22 protein-coding genes are annotated in these 20,954 nt (G+C 39.0%); all 22 read right to left on the minus strand.

From position 1 onward, the window contains the following. Positions 1-96: 96 nt before the first annotated feature. The gene (locus ACO1DI_RS06200) at positions 97-555 is read right to left on the minus strand and encodes a YpiF family protein (RefSeq protein WP_423145168.1); all 459 of its coding nucleotides are present in this window, start codon (positions 553-555) and stop codon (positions 97-99) included. Positions 556-672: 117 nt separating this feature from the next. Beyond that, positions 673-1,218 (minus strand): ReoY family proteolytic degradation factor, encoded by a 546-nt coding sequence (locus ACO1DI_RS06205; protein ID WP_013058996.1) that lies wholly within the window; start codon positions 1,216-1,218, stop codon positions 673-675. A 97-nt stretch (positions 1,219-1,315) separates the two neighbouring features. Then, positions 1,316-2,572: a tetratricopeptide repeat protein gene (locus ACO1DI_RS06210; RefSeq protein WP_014458357.1), complete on the minus strand. Its 1,257-nt coding sequence runs from the start codon at positions 2,570-2,572 to the stop codon at positions 1,316-1,318. 303 nt (positions 2,573-2,875) lie between these two features. Next, positions 2,876-4,165, minus strand: a complete 1,290-nt coding sequence (aroA, locus tag ACO1DI_RS06215; protein ID WP_014458356.1) for a 3-phosphoshikimate 1-carboxyvinyltransferase — start codon at positions 4,163-4,165, stop codon at positions 2,876-2,878. 21 nt (positions 4,166-4,186) lie between these two features. Further along, complete coding sequence (locus ACO1DI_RS06220) at positions 4,187-5,287, minus strand: prephenate dehydrogenase (protein ID WP_014458355.1); 1,101 nt, start codon at positions 5,285-5,287, stop codon at positions 4,187-4,189. 72 nt (positions 5,288-5,359) lie between these two features. Then, a complete protein-coding gene (hisC, locus tag ACO1DI_RS06225; protein WP_014458354.1) occupies positions 5,360-6,463 on the minus strand; it encodes a histidinol-phosphate transaminase in 1,104 nt (367 codons plus the stop codon). 4 nt (positions 6,464-6,467) lie between these two features. After that, positions 6,468-7,283 (minus strand): tryptophan synthase subunit alpha, encoded by an 816-nt coding sequence (gene trpA, locus ACO1DI_RS06230; RefSeq protein WP_042991910.1) that lies wholly within the window; start codon positions 7,281-7,283, stop codon positions 6,468-6,470. Further along, entirely contained in the window at positions 7,270-8,484 is a 1,215-nt protein-coding gene (trpB, locus tag ACO1DI_RS06235) for a tryptophan synthase subunit beta (protein ID WP_013059002.1), read from the minus strand. The genes trpA and trpB overlap by 14 nt, the downstream gene beginning before the upstream one ends. Further along, positions 8,481-9,107: a phosphoribosylanthranilate isomerase gene (locus ACO1DI_RS06240; RefSeq protein ID WP_014458353.1), complete on the minus strand. Its 627-nt coding sequence runs from the start codon at positions 9,105-9,107 to the stop codon at positions 8,481-8,483. The genes trpB and ACO1DI_RS06240 overlap by 4 nt, the downstream gene beginning before the upstream one ends. Further along, entirely contained in the window at positions 9,097-9,864 is a 768-nt protein-coding gene (gene trpC, locus ACO1DI_RS06245; RefSeq protein ID WP_014458352.1) for an indole-3-glycerol phosphate synthase TrpC, read from the minus strand. Before trpC ends, ACO1DI_RS06240 begins: the two co-directional genes overlap by 11 nt. After that, positions 9,854-10,879, minus strand: a complete 1,026-nt coding sequence (gene trpD / locus ACO1DI_RS06250) for an anthranilate phosphoribosyltransferase (RefSeq protein WP_014458351.1) — start codon at positions 10,877-10,879, stop codon at positions 9,854-9,856. The genes trpC and trpD overlap by 11 nt, the downstream gene beginning before the upstream one ends. Next, positions 10,872-12,386 (minus strand): anthranilate synthase component I, encoded by a 1,515-nt coding sequence (gene trpE, locus ACO1DI_RS06255; protein WP_115654869.1) that lies wholly within the window; start codon positions 12,384-12,386, stop codon positions 10,872-10,874. The genes trpD and trpE overlap by 8 nt, the downstream gene beginning before the upstream one ends. Positions 12,387-12,669: 283 nt before the next feature. Further along, on the minus strand, positions 12,670-13,752 hold the full coding sequence (gene aroB, locus ACO1DI_RS06260) for a 3-dehydroquinate synthase (protein WP_423145169.1): 1,083 nt from the start codon (positions 13,750-13,752) through the stop codon (positions 12,670-12,672). Beyond that, positions 13,752-14,924: a chorismate synthase gene (gene aroC, locus ACO1DI_RS06265; protein ID WP_013059008.1), complete on the minus strand. Its 1,173-nt coding sequence runs from the start codon at positions 14,922-14,924 to the stop codon at positions 13,752-13,754. The genes aroB and aroC overlap by 1 nt, the downstream gene beginning before the upstream one ends. A 134-nt stretch (positions 14,925-15,058) precedes the next feature. Then, positions 15,059-15,841 carry a CheR family methyltransferase gene (locus ACO1DI_RS06270; RefSeq protein WP_014458348.1) on the minus strand — a complete coding sequence of 261 codons (783 nt, stop codon included), beginning with the start codon at positions 15,839-15,841 and terminating at the stop codon, positions 15,059-15,061. Positions 15,842-16,052: 211 nt separating this feature from the next. After that, positions 16,053-16,502, minus strand: a complete 450-nt coding sequence (gene ndk, locus ACO1DI_RS06275; protein ID WP_013059010.1) for a nucleoside-diphosphate kinase — start codon at positions 16,500-16,502, stop codon at positions 16,053-16,055. Positions 16,503-16,618: 116 nt separating this feature from the next. Continuing rightward, a complete protein-coding gene (hepT, locus tag ACO1DI_RS06280) occupies positions 16,619-17,584 on the minus strand; it encodes a heptaprenyl diphosphate synthase component II (protein WP_013084891.1) in 966 nt (321 codons plus the stop codon). An 81-nt stretch (positions 17,585-17,665) separates the two neighbouring features. Then, a complete protein-coding gene (locus ACO1DI_RS06285; protein WP_013059012.1) occupies positions 17,666-18,370 on the minus strand; it encodes a demethylmenaquinone methyltransferase in 705 nt (234 codons plus the stop codon). A 4-nt stretch (positions 18,371-18,374) separates the two neighbouring features. Further along, on the minus strand, positions 18,375-19,166 hold the full coding sequence (locus tag ACO1DI_RS06290; RefSeq protein ID WP_244856518.1) for a heptaprenyl diphosphate synthase component 1: 792 nt from the start codon (positions 19,164-19,166) through the stop codon (positions 18,375-18,377). Positions 19,167-19,447: 281 nt separating this feature from the next. After that, positions 19,448-19,678 carry a trp RNA-binding attenuation protein MtrB gene (gene mtrB / locus ACO1DI_RS06295; protein ID WP_028411509.1) on the minus strand — a complete coding sequence of 77 codons (231 nt, stop codon included), beginning with the start codon at positions 19,676-19,678 and terminating at the stop codon, positions 19,448-19,450. A 25-nt stretch (positions 19,679-19,703) separates the two neighbouring features. After that, positions 19,704-20,270, minus strand: coding sequence for a GTP cyclohydrolase I FolE (folE, locus tag ACO1DI_RS06300; protein WP_014458344.1), 567 nt, complete (start codon positions 20,268-20,270; stop codon positions 19,704-19,706). 148 nt (positions 20,271-20,418) lie between these two features. Continuing rightward, positions 20,419-20,691 (minus strand): HU family DNA-binding protein, encoded by a 273-nt coding sequence (locus ACO1DI_RS06305; RefSeq protein ID WP_013059016.1) that lies wholly within the window; start codon positions 20,689-20,691, stop codon positions 20,419-20,421. Positions 20,692-20,954: the final 263 nt, after the last annotated feature.

Genomic DNA, 20,954 nt, shown 5'->3' on the forward strand with positions numbered 1-20,954 from the left:
ATACAATAAAAACCTAAAACATGGAAATAATCTTTATTTTTCTAAATTTTTTGTTATTATTTTGTTTGCGCTTCCATTACTTATTTTATAGCCTTTTCATATACTCCATTTCTCTACAAAAATCGGCAGAAGCTGTTGAACTTGTTCATGTATGAGCGTATACTTATGCGACTCATCTATATGCTCAAGCGGTAAAGCAGGTATCCAAATGCAGTACGCTCCTATTTCTTTTTCATATTGCAGCCAGTCTCGGTCGCTAGTAAACACAAAAAGATGTTTGACTTCATTGTCATTTATATGCTCATTCCAACGAAGTAATGTTTCATAAACAGCAGCTACTCCATCTTTTTTTAAGTATGTAAAACTAGGTGTTAAAATCACTCTTCCTTTAAATTGTCTCTCTAACTCTTCAGTAAGAGCAGTCGTATATTCACTCATAGATGCAGTAAGCTTTAAATCTTCTCCGAAATCAATTGGAATGAGTGGAACTAATACGGTATCAACATAACTTTTGGATTGTAGATACACATCCATTTCCTTGGCCTGAAGCTTCAACTTCCTTCTCCTCTCAGCAAGCTCGCTAAAGCTTGTCTTATTTATTTTTCAAAATGAATAAGAAGATAAAAAAAGAGATTGACCTTTTTCTAAGAAGCTAGCCAATCCCTCGTTTATCTACTGTACATAATGGTTATTTAAATATTCGCTTAAGCGCTGAAATTCCTCTTTATCGTTTTCATCTAACGCTTTATCAATTAGTTCCATGATTTTTGATCGTTGAAACTTCTGAATAGATTCTTCCAATATTTGCTCAGCTAATACTCTGTCTTTTTCATTTGTTTGATTAGCTTTTGGCATATACGGATTGTCTTCCAGTACAGCCACATATTGAGGCGATGAATACAACGATCGGAAGTTTAATTGAATATAAATGTCTTCTTCTCGATTCAAACGAATATCATGAAATGATTTTTCTGCATCGGTTGTCATGATATTTTCTTTATAAAAACGAAATGGAGGGTCTTCCACACAGTGCGTAGACATCACCATCCCGCGAGGACAAAACTGTGCTTGCTCAACGAAGTGAACTCGTTTCATCAATTGATCATGGCTCATCAAATAATTTAAAATCCATACACATTCTCTGCGCTTCAGCTGATAATTCGTTAAAAACCAGCGAACAAATTCTTTTTTCTCGTTGACAGTAACAGGGGTCGTCATATTCTCACTTCCCTCCTCTGTGTTTAAACTCTCAGTTAAAACACCTTTTACAGTTATTTATTCCACACGGCAGCAATAAAATCCTCTGAACTATTATTTATTCTTCTAATTGAAATAATATGTCTTGAATTTCATCTACTGTTGGATCCATTGCTAATAAAGCTTGGAAAATCCCCTTCGCTTTCGAACGCTGTCCTTCTTCTAATAAGAAGTAACCATACTCTTCTAAAAACGCATACTCTTCTTTAAAAACAGTATATGCAGATTCGTAGTATTTTAGCGCTTCTTCATAATTTTCTAATTCCTGATGAGCTTTTGCTAAATCCCATTCAAAATGAGGGTCATGCTCATTATATTCTTTGGCGTGCTCGATATTCTCTACTACATCTTCATACCTCTCTTGACTCATATAAAGTTTAGAGAGAGTTAAAATAGCTTCAATATATCCTGGATCTAGTGCAATCGCTTGTTGAAATGCCGATTCAGCCTCTTCTTCTAGACCGCGCTTTAATGCTATTTTACCTTTAAAAAAGTAAAGTTCTTTTTGAAATTCATCCTGCGCAATACCTTCGTTGACAGCCACCGCAGCCTCTTCTAGCATCTCTTCATGTTCATATGATTTTGCTAAATATAAATAAAGAGAATGGTACTCACGGTCTAACTCTTTTAGTTCTGTGAACTTTTCAATAGCGGTCTGATAATGACCTGCTTGATACGCTGAAATCGCATATTCAAATAGTGTGTTAATCTCAAGCTTATCTTTTAGCGCTTGATCAAAGTAAGGAAGCGCTTCTTCGAACTGGCCGATACCTGCTAAACTTTCAGCTAATCGCTGACGAAGATCCGTGCCGTTAAATTCTTTTTCTGTTTTTAGCAGCGTTTGATAAAAAGGAATCGCCTTTTGATAAATTCCTTGACTGCTGTAAAATTCACCGAGCCCAAAATCTATAACGGGTTCATTTGGAAGCATTTTTTTCGCTTCCATTAACTTTTGCTCACTTACTTCACTAAGGCCTTGCATTTGATATAGGTCAGCTACAAGAAGCAGAGCTGGCACGTAGTTATCATCTTCGCTGCTAATTTGATTTAAAATATGAATTGCTTCTTCTTCTTCTTCTAAATCAATAAGCATTTCAGCTTTTAATAAATACAGCTCGCCTTCTTCTGGGTATTTAGCGATGAGCTCGTCTATTAAAGGAAGCGCATCATTCACCAGTCCCCACTCCTGGAGCTGTTCAGCCATTAAAAATTTTTCTTCGTCTGTAGCTTTATCTTTCAATTCATGAATAAGGGCAAGACCTTTTTCAATTTCATTGGATTCTACGTAACCTATCGCGCGGTCTAGTTCTTTCACACACAATTCTCCTTTATTATTACATTCACTTTTTATATAAAAATAAAACGAATTAATTTTCTATTTTTTCTAAACGGAAGCAAGAACACATGCTTCTATACACCATGATAAAATAGTTTGAGCGTTTGTTCAACAAATCAATTTGAATACGCTTACATTTTTTAGATAAAAACGAGATTGAGACATGAAAACTACGTTCACCCTATCAATAAAAAATCCGAACGAGTTGGATTCTCTATCAAGAATATCAATTCGTCGTCCGGATTTCCCTTCAACCAAAATACGTTTGTCCCAGTCTCTTTCTTATTCGCTTAGTTTATCAAGATCTTCAAAGAAAGTAGGATAGGATACGTGAATAGCTTCACTTCTCATTAGTGTTACCTCTCCCGTTGCAATGGCTGCTGCTACCGCAAGCATCATTCCAATTCGATGATCTCCATAGCTGTCTACTTCACCGGTTCGCAGGGCCGTCTTGCCTTCAATGATGAGGCCATCAGCTGTTGGAGTAACAGAGGCACCGAGCTTGCTTAGCTCCGTTGCAACCGTATCGATACGGTTCGTTTCTTTTACTTTTAATTCTTCGGCATCTTTAATAACTGTTTTCCCATTCGCCTGAGTCGCCAAAAGAGCGATCACTGGAATTTCATCAATTAAACGAGGAATTAAATCCCCCCCAATTTCAATCCCTTTCAACTGAGACGTTTCAATCGTCAAATCGCCAATAGGCTCTCCATTTTGAATACGTTCATTAGAAATTGTAAGGTGTGCACCCATTTGCTGAAGCACATCAATAATACCTGTTCTTGTAGGATTGAGTCCGACGTTTTTCAAAACGATTCGGCTGTTTGGAACAATGGCTCCTGCAACAAGAAAGAACGCGGCTGAAGAAATGTCACCAGGTACGTATACATCCGTTCCGCGCAGAGATTGTCCTCCTTCAACGCTTACAGTCGTTCCATCTACCTCTACGTCTACTCCAAAGGCGCGAAGCATACGCTCTGTATGGTCCCGTGATGTAAAAGGCTCGGTTACTTTTGTTGTGCCTTCCGCATGAAGTCCCGCTAGTAAAATCGCTGATTTTACTTGTGCACTTGCTACAGGAGAATGGTAATGAATTGCTTTTAAAGCTCCTCCTCGAGTGGATAAAGGCGTATATTGGCCGTGCTCACGCCCATCAATCTTTGCACCCATAGAGCGCAGGGGCACCGTAACGCGGCTCATGGGACGCTTGGCAATCGACTCATCTCCAATTAGAGACGTATGAAATGGCACACCTGCAAGAATCCCAAGCATTAAACGAGTAGTCGTTCCTGAATTCCCTACATCTAAGATGGAAGTAGGTTCACTTAACCCTTCGATACCTTTACCTTCTACTTCGACATATTCGCCTTCTCTTTTAATCGATACGCCCATCTTTTCAAAACACGAAATCGTACTTAAGCAATCTTCCCCTGCTAAAAAATGATTAATCGTTGTTTTCCCTTCTGCCATCGCTCCGAACATCACAGCTCTGTGAGAAATCGACTTATCTCCAGGAATAGAAATTTCTCCTTGGAAAGATGAAAGATTCGTTTTTAATTGTTTTCCACTCATTTCATTCACACCTTTCGTACATTAAGAAATAAACGTCTGATATTGATGCTGATGGAGACACGCTCTTGCCCGTTTTCTATCTTCCTCTGTTTGAAAGCTCAAGCGTAATACTCCGTAGATGTCTTCTCGTGTTTCTAAAATTCGAATGTTTGTAATACTGATTTCATCTTCTGCTAGATAACCGGTTACTTCTGAAATAATCCCCGGATAGTCAGGAACATCCACATAGAGATCATAAAAGGATGGAATCGCTCCTTTGGTTCGTACGGGAAGCTGATCTCTAAATTGTTTTGCTTGTGAAAAATATGTATAGATATCGTTCGCATCTTTTCGTTCGATCATATTTCGCACGTCGTTCATTTCTTCAAGCCAGTGGTCAAACATTGAAAGAAGCGCATCCTGGTTATGAAGCAAAATATCTCTCCACATCGCTGGACTGCTTGAAGCAATACGTGTAATATCACGAAACCCTCCAGCTGCAAGCTGCGAAACTAGCTGATTGTCTTGTTGGTAATATTCTGCTTGATGAACAAGGCTTGCAGCAATAATATGTGGAAAATGGCTAATGACACCTGCTAATTTATCATGTTCTTTTGGTGACATCACAATAATTTTAGCTTTTGTACCACTTAGCAATTCCTTTAAGCTGTTTAAAGCCTCCGAAGAAGTAGAAGATGAAGGTGTTAATACATACATTGCATTTTCAAATAAATGAGCTTTAGAAGCAGCTACTCCGCTTTTATGAGACCCCGCCATTGGATGACCGCCGATAAACTCAATGCCTTTAGAAATAAGAACCTCGGCTGTCTTCACTACTTCTTCTTTTGTACTTCCTACGTCTGTTACGATGACAGACTGTTTGAGCGTAAAATGTTCGAACTGTTTTAGTACTTCCGCTGCTTGGGTGACCGGAATGGCAATAACAATATAATCCGCTTGCTCAGCGCCTTGTTGCAAAGAAGAAGCCGCTTGGTCAATTACGCCTAGAGTTTTAGCGAGCTCCAGCTGCTCTTGATTAATGTCAAAACCTATTACATCAAGATGATGATGCGTCTTTTTTATATTAAGTGCAAGAGATCCTCCAATTAATCCCAGGCCTATAACAAAAACATTTTCTTTCACTTTCCTTCACCTCATTGTACATATGAAGATGAGAGTGTGAAATCACACTCTCATCTTTTACTATATTAGATATTAAGCTTTCGCCGTTTCTTGGTTAACAAACTGCTGAAGCAATTCAATGATTTGTTCATTTTGTTCTTTTGTTCCCACCGTAATACGAACGGAAGTTGGGAAGCCTAGTGCATTCCCTGAACGAACGATAAATCCGCGCTCCAATAAAAATTGAAACACTTCATCGCCTTGACGACCAAAATCAATTAGAACAAAATTAGTGAAAGACGGATAATAGTTTAAGCCATTCTTATCACAGAAAGCATAGTACTGCTGCAAACCTTCTTCATTTTTCTTTTTACACTCTTCAATGAACGCTTGGTCTTCAAGAGCAACGATTGCTGCTTTTTGAGCCATTCGGCTTGTATTAAAAGGTTCACGAGCCGGCTCAATTTTTTGTAGCAATGATTCGTTTGCAATACCGTAACCAATGCGCAAAGAAGCTAAGCCGTATGCTTTTGAAAATGTGCGAAGTACAATTAAGTTTTCGTATTCATTCAAAAACTCTATCGTATTCGGATAGTCGGCTTGATCTGCTGCATACTCAAAATAGGCTTCATCCATAACGATTAATGTATGCTTAGGAACTTGTTTCATAAAAGAAATTAACTCATCGCCCTTCACATACGTTCCCGTTGGGTTATTAGGGCTGCATACCCACACAATTGTCGTATTTTCATCAATTGCACGAAGCATAGCATCTAAATCATGATCTCCGCCGCGCAGCGGTACTTCACGGATTTCTGCACCTTCAATTACGGCATTGTGCTTATATTGAGGAAATGACGGCGTCGGCATGACAGTATTTGTATCAGCCGATAGCAAAGCTCGGCAAATAATTTGAATGACTTCATCAGACCCATTTCCAAAAATCAGCTGATCTTGCTCTACGCCTACGTGCTTTGCTACTGCTGCACGCAGTTCAGCTGCATAGCCGTCTGGATAAAGCGCCATATTTTCGATTTCTGCAGCAATCGCCTCTTTTACTAAAGCAGAACTGCCGTAAGGATTTTCATTAGACGCTAATTTTACGACGCGATCTAAATTAAATTCACGCTTTACTTCTTCAATTGGCTTACCTGGTTTGTATGGAGATAAAGTTAGTAATTGTTCTTTTACCTTCAACGTGTTACACCTCGCATTTTTGTATAGGCGAAACGATGGATGCAACATACTCCTCAATTTGATTTAATCCGTCTCGGCGTGTATCCTTATTTAAAAGAACTTGTTCAAGCTGGCCAATTTTATTAACAATTGCACTTCCAATTACAATGCCGTCGCTATGTTCTTTTAACACCTCTACTTGTTCACTTGTTGAAATTCCAAAGCCGACGGCAACCGGTATAGAAGCTGCTGCTTTCACATCTTCTAAAAAGGTGCCAATATCAGCTGGCAACGTAGAGCGAACCCCAGTAACGCCTAAAGACGACACGCAGTATAAGAAGCCCGTTGCATCTGCAGCGATTTTTTGAATACGCTCTTTAGATGTAGGAGCAACCATTGAAATGTACGCAACTTTATTTTCAGCGGCAAGCTCCCGGATACGGCCACTCTCTTCGTACGGTAAATCCGGAATTAGCACTCCATCTATTTCATTTTCTCGCATTAACGCGAAAAAGGATTCTAAACCTAATTGTAACACAGGATTAAAATAGGTAAAGAGAATTACCGGTATTTTCACACCTTTTTTTCTCATCACCGATACAAGCTTAATGGCTTTTGAAATAGACATACCGCCAGATAAAGCTCTTTTGGACGCCTCTTGAATAATTGGACCATCTGCTAAAGGGTCGGAATATGGTACGCCCAGCTCTAAAATAGAAGCACCTTGCTTTTGCAAAGCCAAAGCAATATCCACCGTTGCATCTTCATGAGGATCTCCTGCTGTAATAAATGGAATAAACAATGTTTCATGTTTAGGTAGTCTCGCTTCAAACGTATTCATGTTCTTCTTCCTTCCCTTCTAGCAAGTTTACTAATGTATGAACGTCCTTATCTCCTCGACCTGACAAGCAAATTAAAATTGTTTCTTCTTTCGTCATGCTTTTAGCCAGTTCAAATGCTTTTGCCAGCGCATGGGCGGACTCAATAGCCGGAATGATTCCCTCTGTTTTCGCCAGCAGCTGAAGAGCTTCAATTGACTCATCATCCGTTACACTTTCATATTCTACTCGTCCAATAGATGAAAGGTGAGAATGCTCTGGACCGATACCTGGATAATCCAAACCTGCTGAAATAGAATAAGGCTCTGTAATTTGACCATTTTCATCTTGAAGTAAATACGTGAGCGTTCCGTGGATAACACCTTTTGTGCCTTTAGCCATTTTAGCAGCATGAAGAGCTGTATTTAGTCCTTTCCCCCCTGCTTCTACCCCAATCAAGCGTACATTCTCTTCTTTAATAAAATCATAGAACATACCGATTGCATTACTGCCGCCTCCGACGCATGCCACGACAGCATTCGGAAGTTTTCCTTCTACCGCTGTAAACTGTTCTTTTGCTTCTTCTCCAATAATTTTTTGGAAATCTCGAACCATTTTAGGATAAGGGTGCGGTCCAATGGCCGAACCAATTAAGTAAAAATGATCTTCACAATGTTGAACCCAGTAGCGAATTGCTTCATTTGTTGCATCTTTTAGCGTTTTTGTTCCAGAAGTTGCAGGAATGACTTCCGCTCCTAGAAGCTTCATGCGAAAAACGTTCAACGCCTGACGTTCAATATCTTCTTCTCCCATGAATACTTTGCATTCCATTCCGAACTTTGCAGCTACTGTAGCTGTGGCTACCCCGTGCTGACCCGCTCCTGTTTCAGCAATAATTTTTGTTTTGCCCATTCGTTTAGCAAGTAAAATCTGTCCAATGGCATTATTGATTTTGTGAGCACCCGTATGGTTTAAGTCTTCACGTTTTAAATAAATTTTTGCCCCGCCGAGCGTTTCGGTAATATTATCAGCATATGTTAAAGCCGTTGGTCGCCCAGAGTAGTTAACAAGTAAAGATAGATACTCATCTTTAAATGCCGGATCTTTCATTGCTTGATTCAAAGCTGCTTCTACTTCTTCAAGTGGTTTCATTAATGTTTCAGGTACGTATTTTCCGCCAAATTCACCAAAGCGGCCAAATTCATCAGGATGATTGTATGTCATAGTATGATCTTCCTTTCAATCTCTATAATTTTTGTATAGTCCTTCGTTCCATTTGTTTCAATACCGCCAGAAATATCAATCGCCCCAGGCTTATAGGGTAACAAGTTCTCAATGTTACAAGCATTGATTCCTCCAGCAATAAAGCATTTTTTACCTAACCTTTGGGCAGCTGATTCATACTGAGGAACGAAGCTCCAATCAAAAGCGACGCCCGTTCCTCCAAATTGTTCTTTAACCTTGCTATCAATTACATACCCGTCAGCTTCTTCATATACATGCATTTGCTGCAGCGTTTCTTTATTGTGAGGGAGAGCTTTCCACACTTCATATCCACGCTGCTTTAACTGACGTACCTCCGCAGCTGTTTCTTGCCCGTGGCACTGAATTACATCTAAATTTGTTACGAAGGCAATTTCAAGTATTTGATCTACCGGCGTATTCACAAATACCCCTACTAGTGAGACTTGTTTTTTTATTTCATCCGTTACAAACTCATTTACTCGTTCAGGCTTTACATATCGTTTACTTTTTGGGTAGAAAATAAAGCCAATGTGAGTAGCAGCCGACTTTTCGATTAAAGCTATATCTTGTTTTGAGCGAATCCCACAATACTTAATAAGCATATTCACTTTCCCCAAACAGCTTTTCAATCGCTTTGGTTTGATTATCCTGTCTCATAAGCGATTCCCCTACTAAAATAGCTTTTGCTCCCGCTTCTTTTACGTAGGAAACATCCTCGTATAAGTAAATGCCGCTTTCACTCACTAACAGCTGATCTTTCGGAACATGTTTAGCGATTTCTTTGGTCTGCTGCAAGCTGGTTTCAAACGTATGAAGATTTCGATTATTAATGCCAATAATCTTCGGGGTAAATACAGCTAGCAGCTTTTCAAGCGTTTCTAAAGAATGCACTTCTACTAAACAATCTAACTCTTTTTCAGCAGCTTGAAGATAAAGCTCTTGCAATTTTAATGGTTCAAGTGCTTCTCCAATGAGTAAAATAGCATCAGCACCGATTCTTGCACTTTCTTCCACTTGAATGGAATCAATGATGAAATCCTTGCGAAGCACAGGGATAGAGACATGCTGTTTAATGTCACTTAAAAACGTTCGATGTCCTTGAAAATAGTGCTGATCTGTTAACACAGACAAAGCATCTGCTTTCCCTTTCTCGTAGGCTTTAGCAATTTCCACAGGCTGAAAATTCTCTTTTATTAATCCTTTAGAAGGCGAGGCTTTTTTCACTTCTGCAATAAGAGCCAGCTCTCGATTCGGATTTGATAAAGCGTCTAAAAATGATCGTTTTGCAACATTTTGCTGTTCGGGTAACTGTAGGTTTTGAATTTCTTCTTTTTTTGTTTCAATAATTTTATTGAGCATGTTCAACCACCTTTTTCGATTTCAATCGTTGTAATTGCGTGTATGCAGCACCTGATTCAATTGTTTCTAAAGCTACAGCTACTCCTTCTTCAAAAGTAGAAACGTTTCCGCTAACGTAAATAGCTGCAGCAGAGTTCAACACGACTGCGTTTTTAGCAGTTACATTACTTTTATTTAAAAATAGCGATTCAATAAGCTCGGCACTCGATTTCGCATCTTCTACCACTAAGTCTTCAAGCTTCCCTCTCTGTAAGCGTACATCCTCTGGTGCAAGCGTATATTCTGTAATGACATTGCCCTGTACTTCTACAACATCCGTTACATCCGTGGCACTGATTTCATCTAAACCGTCCCTGCCTGCAACCAGAAGGACGTGGTTAGCTCCCAGTACAACAAGCGCTTCTGCTAATTTTCGTGCAAGCTCAATGGAATAAACGCCAATTACTTGCTTTGTACAGTTAGTAGGGTTTGCTAATGGACCTAATGCATTAAAAACGGTTCTAAACCCTAATTCCTTTCGAGTAGCAGCAACGTGTTTCATAGCAGGGTGATAAAGCGGCGCAAATAAAAAGGACATGTTGAGGTCAGCCACCGCATTTTTCACTTCTTTTTCATTTCCTTGAATCCATATATCCAGATGTTCTAACACGTCTGCACTTCCGCTTTTAGAAGATACGGCGCGATTTCCGTGTTTCGCAACCTTTACTCCCGCAGCAGATGCCACAATCGCACTAGCCGTCGAGATATTAAACGTAGAGGCCCCGTCTCCTCCCGTACCGCATGTATCTACTACGTTTAATTCTTCTAGAGAAATAGCATTCATATTATTTTTCATACCTCGGACAAAACCAACAATTTCATCGACGGTTTCTCCTCGGTACGTTAAGATGGTTAGCACGCTAGCAATTTGAGCTGTCGGGACTTTGCCGTTCATAATATCATTCATAATTTTTTCTGCTTCTTCCGCTGAAAGTGACTCACCGCGCAAACACTTTTTTAACAATTCTTTAAACATATACATCCTCCTTTTTATCGTAGATGTCTTGGGCTAATTGAATTGTTTTGATTAAAGCGCTAGCTTTATTGCGGGTTTCTTTCCACTCAAGCTCCGGTTTTGAGTCAGCAACCACTCCCGCTCCGGCCTGGATATAAGCGGTTTGGTCTTTCAAAAGAATGGTACGAATCGCAATGCACGAATCAATGTTTCCATCAAATCCGAGATATGCTACGGTTCCTGCATATACATTTCGCGCAACTGGTTCAATTTCATTTAAGATTTGCATCGCTCGCACTTTTGGAGCGCCAGATACGGTACCCGCTGGAAATGCAGAAAGCAGCGCATCAATGGGATGTACTTTTTCGTCAAGGCGTCCTGTCACTTTAGAAATCAAGTGCATGACGTGCGAAAAGTTAACCTGCTGCATTAATACTGGCGTTTGGACACTTCCATACTGTGCAACTCGGCCGATGTCATTTCTTGCTAAGTCCACGAGCATATAGTGTTCTGCCCGCTCTTTTTCATCGTTAATTAAGTCTTCATACAAGCGCGCATCTTCTTCTGCATCTCTGCCGCGTCTTCTCGTTCCTGCAATTGGATGAATTTCTAAATGGCCGTTTTCAATTTGAATCAATCGCTCAGGGGAACTTCCGATCAACTCCACTCCCTTTACTTTCACGTAAAATAAATAAGGAGACGGATTAACTAATCGCAATACTCTGTAAATATCAAATCCAGCTACGGTCGTATCAATTTGAAATCTCTGCGACAATACGGCTTGAAAAACATCTCCGCTTTTAATGTATTCCTTAATTTTTTCCACATCTTGCACAAATTTATCTTTTTGGTATGACGATGTCACGCCTTCAAAGCTAACTTCGCGCTGCTCACTTTCAAACATCATTGGCTTTTCTTTCACCGTCTGCGCTATTCTTTCAACATATCTATTGATTTCTGCTAGAGCTTCATCATGTTTTTCTTTTTTCTGCTGTTCTTTATCTTGCTCATCAAGCTGAATGTAATGAATCACCATAAGCTCTTTTGTTTGGTGATTATAAGCGAGCATCGTTTGACAATAGATAAAGTGAAAAGTAGGCATGTTCAAATCGTTTTGGGCATGTACGTTTACTTTTTCAATTTGCGATACTGCGTCGTAGCTGATAAACCCTACTGCCCCCCCTTTAAAAGGAAGTGCAAGGTCTGGTACTTTCACTTTCAGCTCTTGCTGAATTTTACAAAACACCTCTTTAAAGCTGTCTCCTTGCAGCATAGGCTGAAGCTGCTTGTTTTTTGCTAGATAGGTTCCGTTCTCTTCTTCTACATACAAAAATGGATTTAAGCCAATAAAAGAATAATTGGACCATGGTGATGATTCATCATTACTTTCAAGCAAATATACGGCTTCATCTTTTACTTGCTGAAAAAGATCAACAGGTGTCATGCTATCGATAAATATTTTTTTTATGATTGGAATGGTTAAATACTTTGTAGAGTCTTCTAAAAAAGAAGTATACGTGTTCGTCATATCTTTCAATCCTCCATTTCATGGAGAATGAGAATAGATGAGGTTATATAAAAGAGGATATAATAAATAAACCCAAAGACACATCAAAAATGGGCCTTTGGGTATACGAATGGTAAAATTCACTCAACTAAACTCTGCTCAACTGTCTCATTCTCGTCTACCCTAATCTCAACTAAACTGTCTATTGTTTTCTCATAACTAAAATCTCTAAACTAACTTGTTACCAATTGTAGTACGTTTCAAATTCATTTGTCAACTACTATCTACTTGGCTTTTGAAGAAACTACGCTTGAAGCTCTTCATTCAGCAGCTTAAGAATCACTTCATCTTCTACTTGTTGAACAAAAGGTTTTCCTATGCCTTCAAGCAGTACCATATGAACATTGCTTGATTTGGACTTCTTGTCTGCTTTCATTCTCACGAGCAGCTTTTCAGCTGAAAGGTGGTTTGGAACAGACGTCTCATAGCCAAATTTTTCAAACCATTTCGCAATTTCAGCTACAGGGAACTCGCTTTTCCCAAGCGTATTGCTGACTTTCATAGCAAATAGCATCCCAATGGCTACGCCTTCTCCATGACTGATTTGTCCATAGCCGCACTCTGCTTCGATCGCATGACCTAACGTATGTCCAAAGTTCAGGTGAGCGCGAACGCCAGCTTCTGTCTCATCTTCTTTTACAACAGATGCTTTGACTAAAATACCGCTTTGAATAGCATAAATTAATTTTTCACCTTGTAAATCAGTCAGCGATTGTATATTTTGCTGAAGCCATTCATAAAATGCTTCATCGTGAATAAAAGCGTGTTTAATCACTTCTGCAAAACCGGAACGCCACTCTCTTTCAGGAAGCGTTTTAAGAAGATCAATGTCATAAACAACCGCTTCAGGCTGATAAAAAGCGCCAATCATATTTTTTCCAAGCTCATGATTAATGGCTACTTTACCACCTACAGCACTGTCGTGAGCAAGAAGCGTCGTTGGCACTTGAATAAACGAAACCCCTCTCATGTATGTAGCGGCTACAAATCCAGCTAAATCGCCAACTACCCCTCCGCCGAAAGCAATAACGAGCGCATTGCGGTCAAGCTGCTGCTCGAGTGCAAATGTCTGACAATCGTAGTAATGTTGAAATGACTTTGCATGTTCACCGCTTGGTACTACGTATTTAGCCACTTTAAACTGCGTCTCAATCGCTTTTACAACCACTTCTCCATAATATGAATCTACAGCTGAATCAGTGATGATTAACACGGACGACAGATTAGGTTTGACACTCCCAATAATAGAAGGCAGCTTTTCAATTAATCCATTTCCTAAATAAAGAGGATATGTTTTGGATAAAGTTTGAATATCAATTTGCAACATTAAAACTCCCTCGCATGTGCACGCATTTTCTCAATATTTTCAGCAATTAAATCAATTCGATCTTGTCCAAACTGTTCGATTAGCGCATCAGCCAATTCCCAAGCTACAACGGCTTCTGCTACAACGCTTGCTGCCGGCACAGCGCAGCTGTCTGATCGTTCGATGCTTGCCTCGAAGGCTTCTTTTGTTTCAATATCAACACTTTTTAACGGCTTGTAAAGCGTTGGAATAGGTTTCATTACACCTCGTACTACAATTGGCATACCTGTTGTCATACCGCCTTCAAAGCCGCCTAAGTTGTTTGTTTTACGGGTATATCCATTCTTTTCATCCCATAGAATTTCGTCATGAACTTCGCTTCCTGGTCTGCGAGCCGCTTCAAATCCAATCCCAAATTCAACGCCTTTAAATGCATTGATGCTCATAACAGCTGCAGCAATCTTCGCATCTAATTTACGATCGTAATGAACATAGCTGCCTACTCCTGCTGGCACGCCTTCAATAATAACTTCTACTACGCCTCCGATAGAGTCGCCGTTTTTCTTAGCATCATCGATTGCTTGCATCATGTCTTTCTCAACAGCTGAGTCAAAACATCTTACTGGAGAAGCTTCAGTGACTTCTTGAAGTTCCTCTAAGCTTTTGTATTGAGGCGGATTTGCCTGTACCCCGCCAATTTCTAATACATGTCCAGCTACAGAAATCCCGAACTGAGCAAGGATTTGACGAGCCACAGCACCTGCTGCTACCCTTACAGTTGTTTCACGAGCTGAAGAACGTTCTAATACATTTCTCATATCGCGATGACCATATTTAATAGCGCCGTTTAAATCGGCATGCCCTGGTCTTGGTCTTGAGATTTTACGCTTTACTTCTTCTGATTCTTCTTCAGAAATTGGCTCGATGCCCATAATTTTTGTCCAGTGTTTCCAGTCGTTATTTTCTACCGCTAACGTAATAGGAGATCCTAGCGTATAGCCGTGGCGGACGCCGCTTAAAATTTCCGCTTGATCTTTTTCAATTTGCATACGTCTTCCGCGACCATGACCTTTTTGTCTTCGCGCTAAATCTGTATTGATGTCTTCGGCTGTTAAAGGAAGCCCTGCCGGAACACCCTCTAAAATAGTAGTCAACTGTGGACCATGTGATTCTCCTGCTGTTAAATATCGCATAATCGTACCTCCGCTTAATATGTATTATTCGTCAGAATTTTTCCATTTTTAAATATGACTATACCATACTATAACATAAGAATATATAAAAAGTTTCACCTCAGCTTGTAAGAAATCGCTTCAGGTTATCTCAATTAAATGGTCTTTACTTTTCTGTAAAAAAACGTATCAGCCGTTTCAAATCCATACTTTTGCGGAGTAAAAACCTGCTCTGTGCTCCCTACAAATAAGATGCCGCCAGGTGCTAAAGCTCTGCTGAATTTTTCATATAAAGCATGCTTTGCTTCATCTGTAAAATAAATAAGCACATTTCGACAAACAATCAAGTCAACGTTTTTAGGAAAAGAGTCTGACAGTAGGTTATGTTTTTGAAAAGTAACTGTTTTTTTGATTTTTTCATCTAATAAGTACCCGGTTCCTCTTTGTTGAAAGTACTTATTTTTCATCGAAACAGGCATTTCCTGAAGTGAACGTTCATCATAAAAGCCTATTTTTGCTTTTTTTATCACTTTTTCATCCAAATCGGTCGCCAATATAGAAATACGCGAAAGCGGAAAAAATGTTGATAAAACCATCGCTAGTGTATATGGCTCTTCTCCTGTTGAACAGGCAGCGCTCCACACTTTCAGATCTGTTTTTCCTTTTACAAGAGTCGGTAAAATTTTTTGCTCCAATATGTCCCACCGCTGATAGTTGCGATAAAACTCTGACACGTTAATCGTCATCCGATCTAAAAACTCCTCAAGCAGTTCGTTGTTACTGTTCATTGCTCGATAATATTCAAAAAAACTAGAAAAACCTTTTTTTTCATACAGCGAGGTGAGGCGGCGGTGCATTTGAGACTGCTTATATAGTGATAAATCAATGCCTGTTTTTATTTTTATTTTCTCCACAAACGCGTCGTATTCATCTATCATTTTTGACTCTCCTTTCTCATTCCTATACGTTTATGTTAGACGTATAAAGAAATAAAACCTTTATATACGCTTATCTTCTTATTAATATATCGGAATACATTATGAAAATGTTTATGTGGGGAAATCTTTGCACTTAATAGCCTAGAAGCCTATTTATAAACACATTAAAAAAGACGAATGAAAATTCATTCGTCTTTTTGCGCTATCTAAATTAGTAAATCCAAGCGTCTGCGTCTTTTTTATAGAAAGTCAGCTCTTCACTTTCAAAGAATAAGCTGATTTCACGCTCCGCACTTTCTGGTGAATCTGAGCCGTGAATAATATTCTTATCCACAATCAGTCCATAATCACCTCGAATAGTTCCAGGAAGCGCTTCTTGAGGGTTAGTTTTCCCTACCATTTGACGTGATACTGAAATCACGTTTTCACCTTCCCATACCATAGCAAAAACTGGACCTGATGTGATAAATTTCACTAACTCACCGAAGAAAGGTTTCTCTTTATGTTCACCGTAGTGTGTTTCAGCTAATTCCTGCGAAATATGCATAAGCTTAGCTCCAACTAATTGAAAACCTTTTTTCTCAAAGCGAGAAATAACCTCACCAATAATGCTTCTTTGTACCCCATCTGGTTTGACCATTAAAAACGTTTTTTGTATCATTTTACTCTCCACCCCTGAAGTTCATGATATGTAAACAAGTTTTGAAAGCGCAATCACACCTCATGAAGATATTAACATTGTTTCGAGCAGTTTACAACTTATGAAAGTAAATAAAATCAAAATTTCCGTTTTCCAATGTACTTCGCAATTTGATGCAGCGTTTTTTTCGCCTTGTTTGGCGGCAGTTCTTCTAAAATGCTCATCGCTTTTTGCAGATAACGATCGCTCATCTCAAATGAACGTTCAATGGCGTTAGAAGATTTAATATCAGAAATAATTTCATTGATCAGCTCTTGCTCATATTCCCTCTCGAAAAGCTGTTCTACTTTATCTCGAAACTCAGCATTTTCAATGGCATACAAAACTGGCAGCGTAATATTTCCTTGCAGTAAGTCGCTGCCAACTGGTTTCCCAAGCTGTTCTTCTGATGAGATAAAATCTAAAATGTCATCGGTAATTTGAAATGACATTCCCACGTAATATCCAAACCAAAATAAACGTTTATGTATATCTTCAGGAGCTCCCGCTGCAATTGCACCTAACTGACAGCTTGCAGCAATTAGCAGTGCCGTTTTACGTTTAATTCTACGCAGATACACGCGTAAGTTTTGGTTTAGGTTGTATTTGTCCTTAATCTGTTCAATTTCACCGAGCGTTAATTCCACCATCGTATTAGATAAAATTTTATGTGCTTCCACATCTTTAACCTCACTCATAACTTCAAGCGCACGGGCAAAGATGTAATCACCTGTATACATAGCAATACGATTGTCCCATTTTGCCTTAATTGTTGGTTTTCCGCGTCGCTTATCAGCGTCATCAATAACATCATCATGAACAAGAGACGCCATATGAATCAGCTCAAGCGCTACTGCCACATGTTTGATTTGGTCGATGTTGTAATGCCCAAATTTAGCTGCCAACAAAACAAATACAGGGCGAATTCGTTTCCCCCCTGCTTGTAAAAGGTGAAGAGAAGCATCTGTGATAAGTGTTTCATCGGTATGAACAGTTTGTTCAAGTTCTTTCTCAATAAGGGTAATATCCGTATTCAAAAAAGCGTACATCATTTTTAGTTTCATTGGACTCACCTTGCATTATATATTCATTCTTTACTCCTTATCCTACAGGCTGTTGCACCTGTAGGACAAGCTTTTTCTCTTTTATCGTTTGTACCCTAGATGCATCGCTGCTACTCCACCTGTGTAAGATTTCACTTCAACATCTGTCAAACCGGCTTCACGGAACATATCAGCCAATTGCTTTTGACCTGGAAAGTCCCTAGCTGACTCTTGAAGCCATGAATATTCATCGTAGCTTTTAGCGACCATCTTTCCAAGCGCAGGCATAATATACTTAAAATAAAGCAAGTACATTTGTCGGTAGCCAATCATCGTGGGCTGAGACGTTTCAAGGCAAACCACTTTTCCGCCAGGTTTTACGACGCGCTGCATTTCCTTTAACACTTGAAGGTAATCGGGCACGTTGCGCAGTCCGAATCCAATCGTTACATAGTCAAATGAATTATCTTCAAAAGGAAGCTCCATTGCATTGCCATGTAGTAAGGTAATATTTGAAAAAGGTGAGTTTTTTACTTTCTCTTCACCAATCTTTAGCATATTCTGACTAAAATCCAAGCCAACTGCCTCTCCTGTTTCTCCAACTGCTTCAGCCATAGCTAGCGTCCAATCCGCAGTTCCGCAACAAACATCTAAAGCCTTTGTTCCTTTTTGAACATTCATTCGCTTCATCGTATCTTTGCGCCATGCCTTATGACGCTGAAAACTAATAACAGAATTCATTTGATCATAATTTTTGTATATTTTTTCAAATACGCCATGGACACGCTGTTCTTTTGATTGCTGCATATCTCTATCCTTCTCCTACGACATTTTTCAGCACTTCTAAGCTAGATGTAAGTTCATCTAAGTGCTCTCTTAAAAACTCATTCATCACAAATTCACTTCGTAAGTATCCCCTAACAATATTTACAGACTGTTGAGTATACGAATAAAGGTATTCTTTTATTTGTTCTTGATTCATGCCAATTTGTTTGCAATAGTTTAGCAAGAGAGTAGGCTCTTTATGCTGTAATGACTTTAATTGCTTTAATATCCCGTTCAAATACGCTGCATGTTTTAAAAGTTCTTTCCACTCTTCACGTTCAAAATAGTCACATAAGCATCTTACAAACGATGATTCTGCTGCTAAAAAACTATTCATAACGTCGTGTGGATTAGTAGAGCGATTGTTATAAATATGTATCTTAGCGATATTAATTTCTTTAATAGCAGATGCTATAACTTTCATTAAATTCAGCTGGTTGCTTTGAGCTAAATAGTAATAGTACAGGCCGCTGTAATAATCTCCGGCCAAAACTACCAGCTGCCGCTCATGCAGCTTTCCTTCATTTCCGCTAACATTTTGAGTGGAGACTAGATCGTGGGTATCAAGTGCGGTTTGAACGAGCATCACAGATAGCACAGAGCTGTTCTTTTTTTCTTCTTCCATTGAAAGAGTATCTAAGAACGAACACATGTACAGTAATCTATTTTCATCAATACGCGGATGATGAATATATTTTTTTACATATGGATGACTTAATTCAACATGAAGCTGTTCTTTCATGTTGGCCACAATATCATAGATGGTTTTTACGCTCATCATCCTTGTCTCCCTTTCCATCACTATTTGTTTAAAGTTCTTTTAACTCCAAATCGATAGTGTCAATTATAACATAATTACATTATAAAATATCCTTTAAATTCTTTTGAAGCTTTTTCACGGTTTAAATCCTTTAGCTGCTCATCCGCTTGAACACCGTTCATCTAAATACCATCTGGATTTCTTAGACAGTCATTTAAGATATTGCTTTTAGTTTCACCATGTTTTTCCTGTTCTTATTCATTTATTTTAAATATAAATAAAAGCAGGAAAATCCCTGCTTATTTTTTCGTATCGGATTCAATTTCTCCGTGAACAGTCTGAACGACGGCTTTGCCACGAATTTTAATTGCGGATGTATGCTCAGTAAACTGCGCAATCATCACTTCGCCTTTATCTAGTTTTTCTGAATGATGAAATCGCGTATCTGCTCCTCGTGTTAAACCAATTACGTTAACTCCATCTTCGACCGCTTTAATGACAATATACTCCGGCGTTCCTTTTTGTGTCATATTCTCTTCTCCTTCATCATCCACATTATGATTTAATCAATGATAAAACTTCAGCTCTAGAACTTGCATCTTGTTCTAACACTCCACGCACAGCAGAAGTGATTGTCATAGCCCCAGGCTTTTTAATGCCTCGCATGGTCATACACATGTGCTCTGCTTCCACTACTACCATTACCCCGTGCGGCTCTAATGTTTCTACGATAGAATCCGCCACTGTAGATGTAATCCTCTCCTGAAGCTGAGGACGTTTCGCAACAGCTTCTACCGCTCTTGCCAGCTTACTTAAACCGGTTACTCGTCCGCCTTTTGGAATATACGCAACATGAGCTTTTCCGTAAAAAGGCACTAAGTGGTGTTCACACATAGAGTAAAAAGGAATATCTTTTACAAGCACTAGCTCTTCATGATCTTCTCCAAAAACTGTTTTAAAATGCTCTTTTGGATCTTCATTCAACCCGGAAAAGACTTCCTCATACATTTTAGCTACTCGCTTTGGTGTATCTAATAATCCTTCACGGTTTGGATCTTCGCCAATTGCTTCTAAAATTAGTCTCACAGCTTGTTCAATCTGTGGTTTATTTACAGATGACATGTTGTTGCCCTCCAATTCGTTGCATTACGACTTTATGAAAAAAATTCTAGCATATGTATATACCAAAGGCAAAAAAGAAAGGTCGCAAATGTGCGACCTTTCAAAGCTCTTCATCAACGGCTATGAACAAAGCCATTTTATGTAGATATTATTTTACAGCATCTTTAAGAGCTTTACCTGGTTTGAATGCAGGAACTTTGCTAGCAGGAATTTCGATTTCTTCGCCAGTTTGTGGATTGCGTCCTTTACGAGCAGCACGTTCACGTACTTCGAAGTTACCAAAACCGATAAGTTGAACTTTGTCCTCAGCTTTTAAAGCTTCTAAAATTGTATCGAAAACAGCATCAACTGCTTTTGTAGCATCCTTTTTTGAAAGCTCACTTGCTTCTGCAACAGCATTAATTAATTCTGTCTTGTTCATGCCATTCACCTCCTCCCAAAATCGGATCATATAATAACTAAAAACCTTGTTAGAAAAGGAATCTAGTAATTCGTTATATCTCATTCTTTAACAAAACAAATGGATATTATACATAACCTATGTATCGACAAGCCTAATCATAAACGATTGAACTAAATAATTCAATGTTTTTCATTCATCTGCCGTATGTATGTAGTGAAAACAGTATGATCGATCGATTTCTGTTAAAAGATTAACATATTGAACAAGGCATAGCAAGCAGA

Source organism: Priestia sp. 40 (assembly GCF_049368575.1).
GTDB classification, from domain to species: Bacteria; Bacillota; Bacilli; order Bacillales; family Bacillaceae_H; genus Priestia; species Priestia zanthoxyli.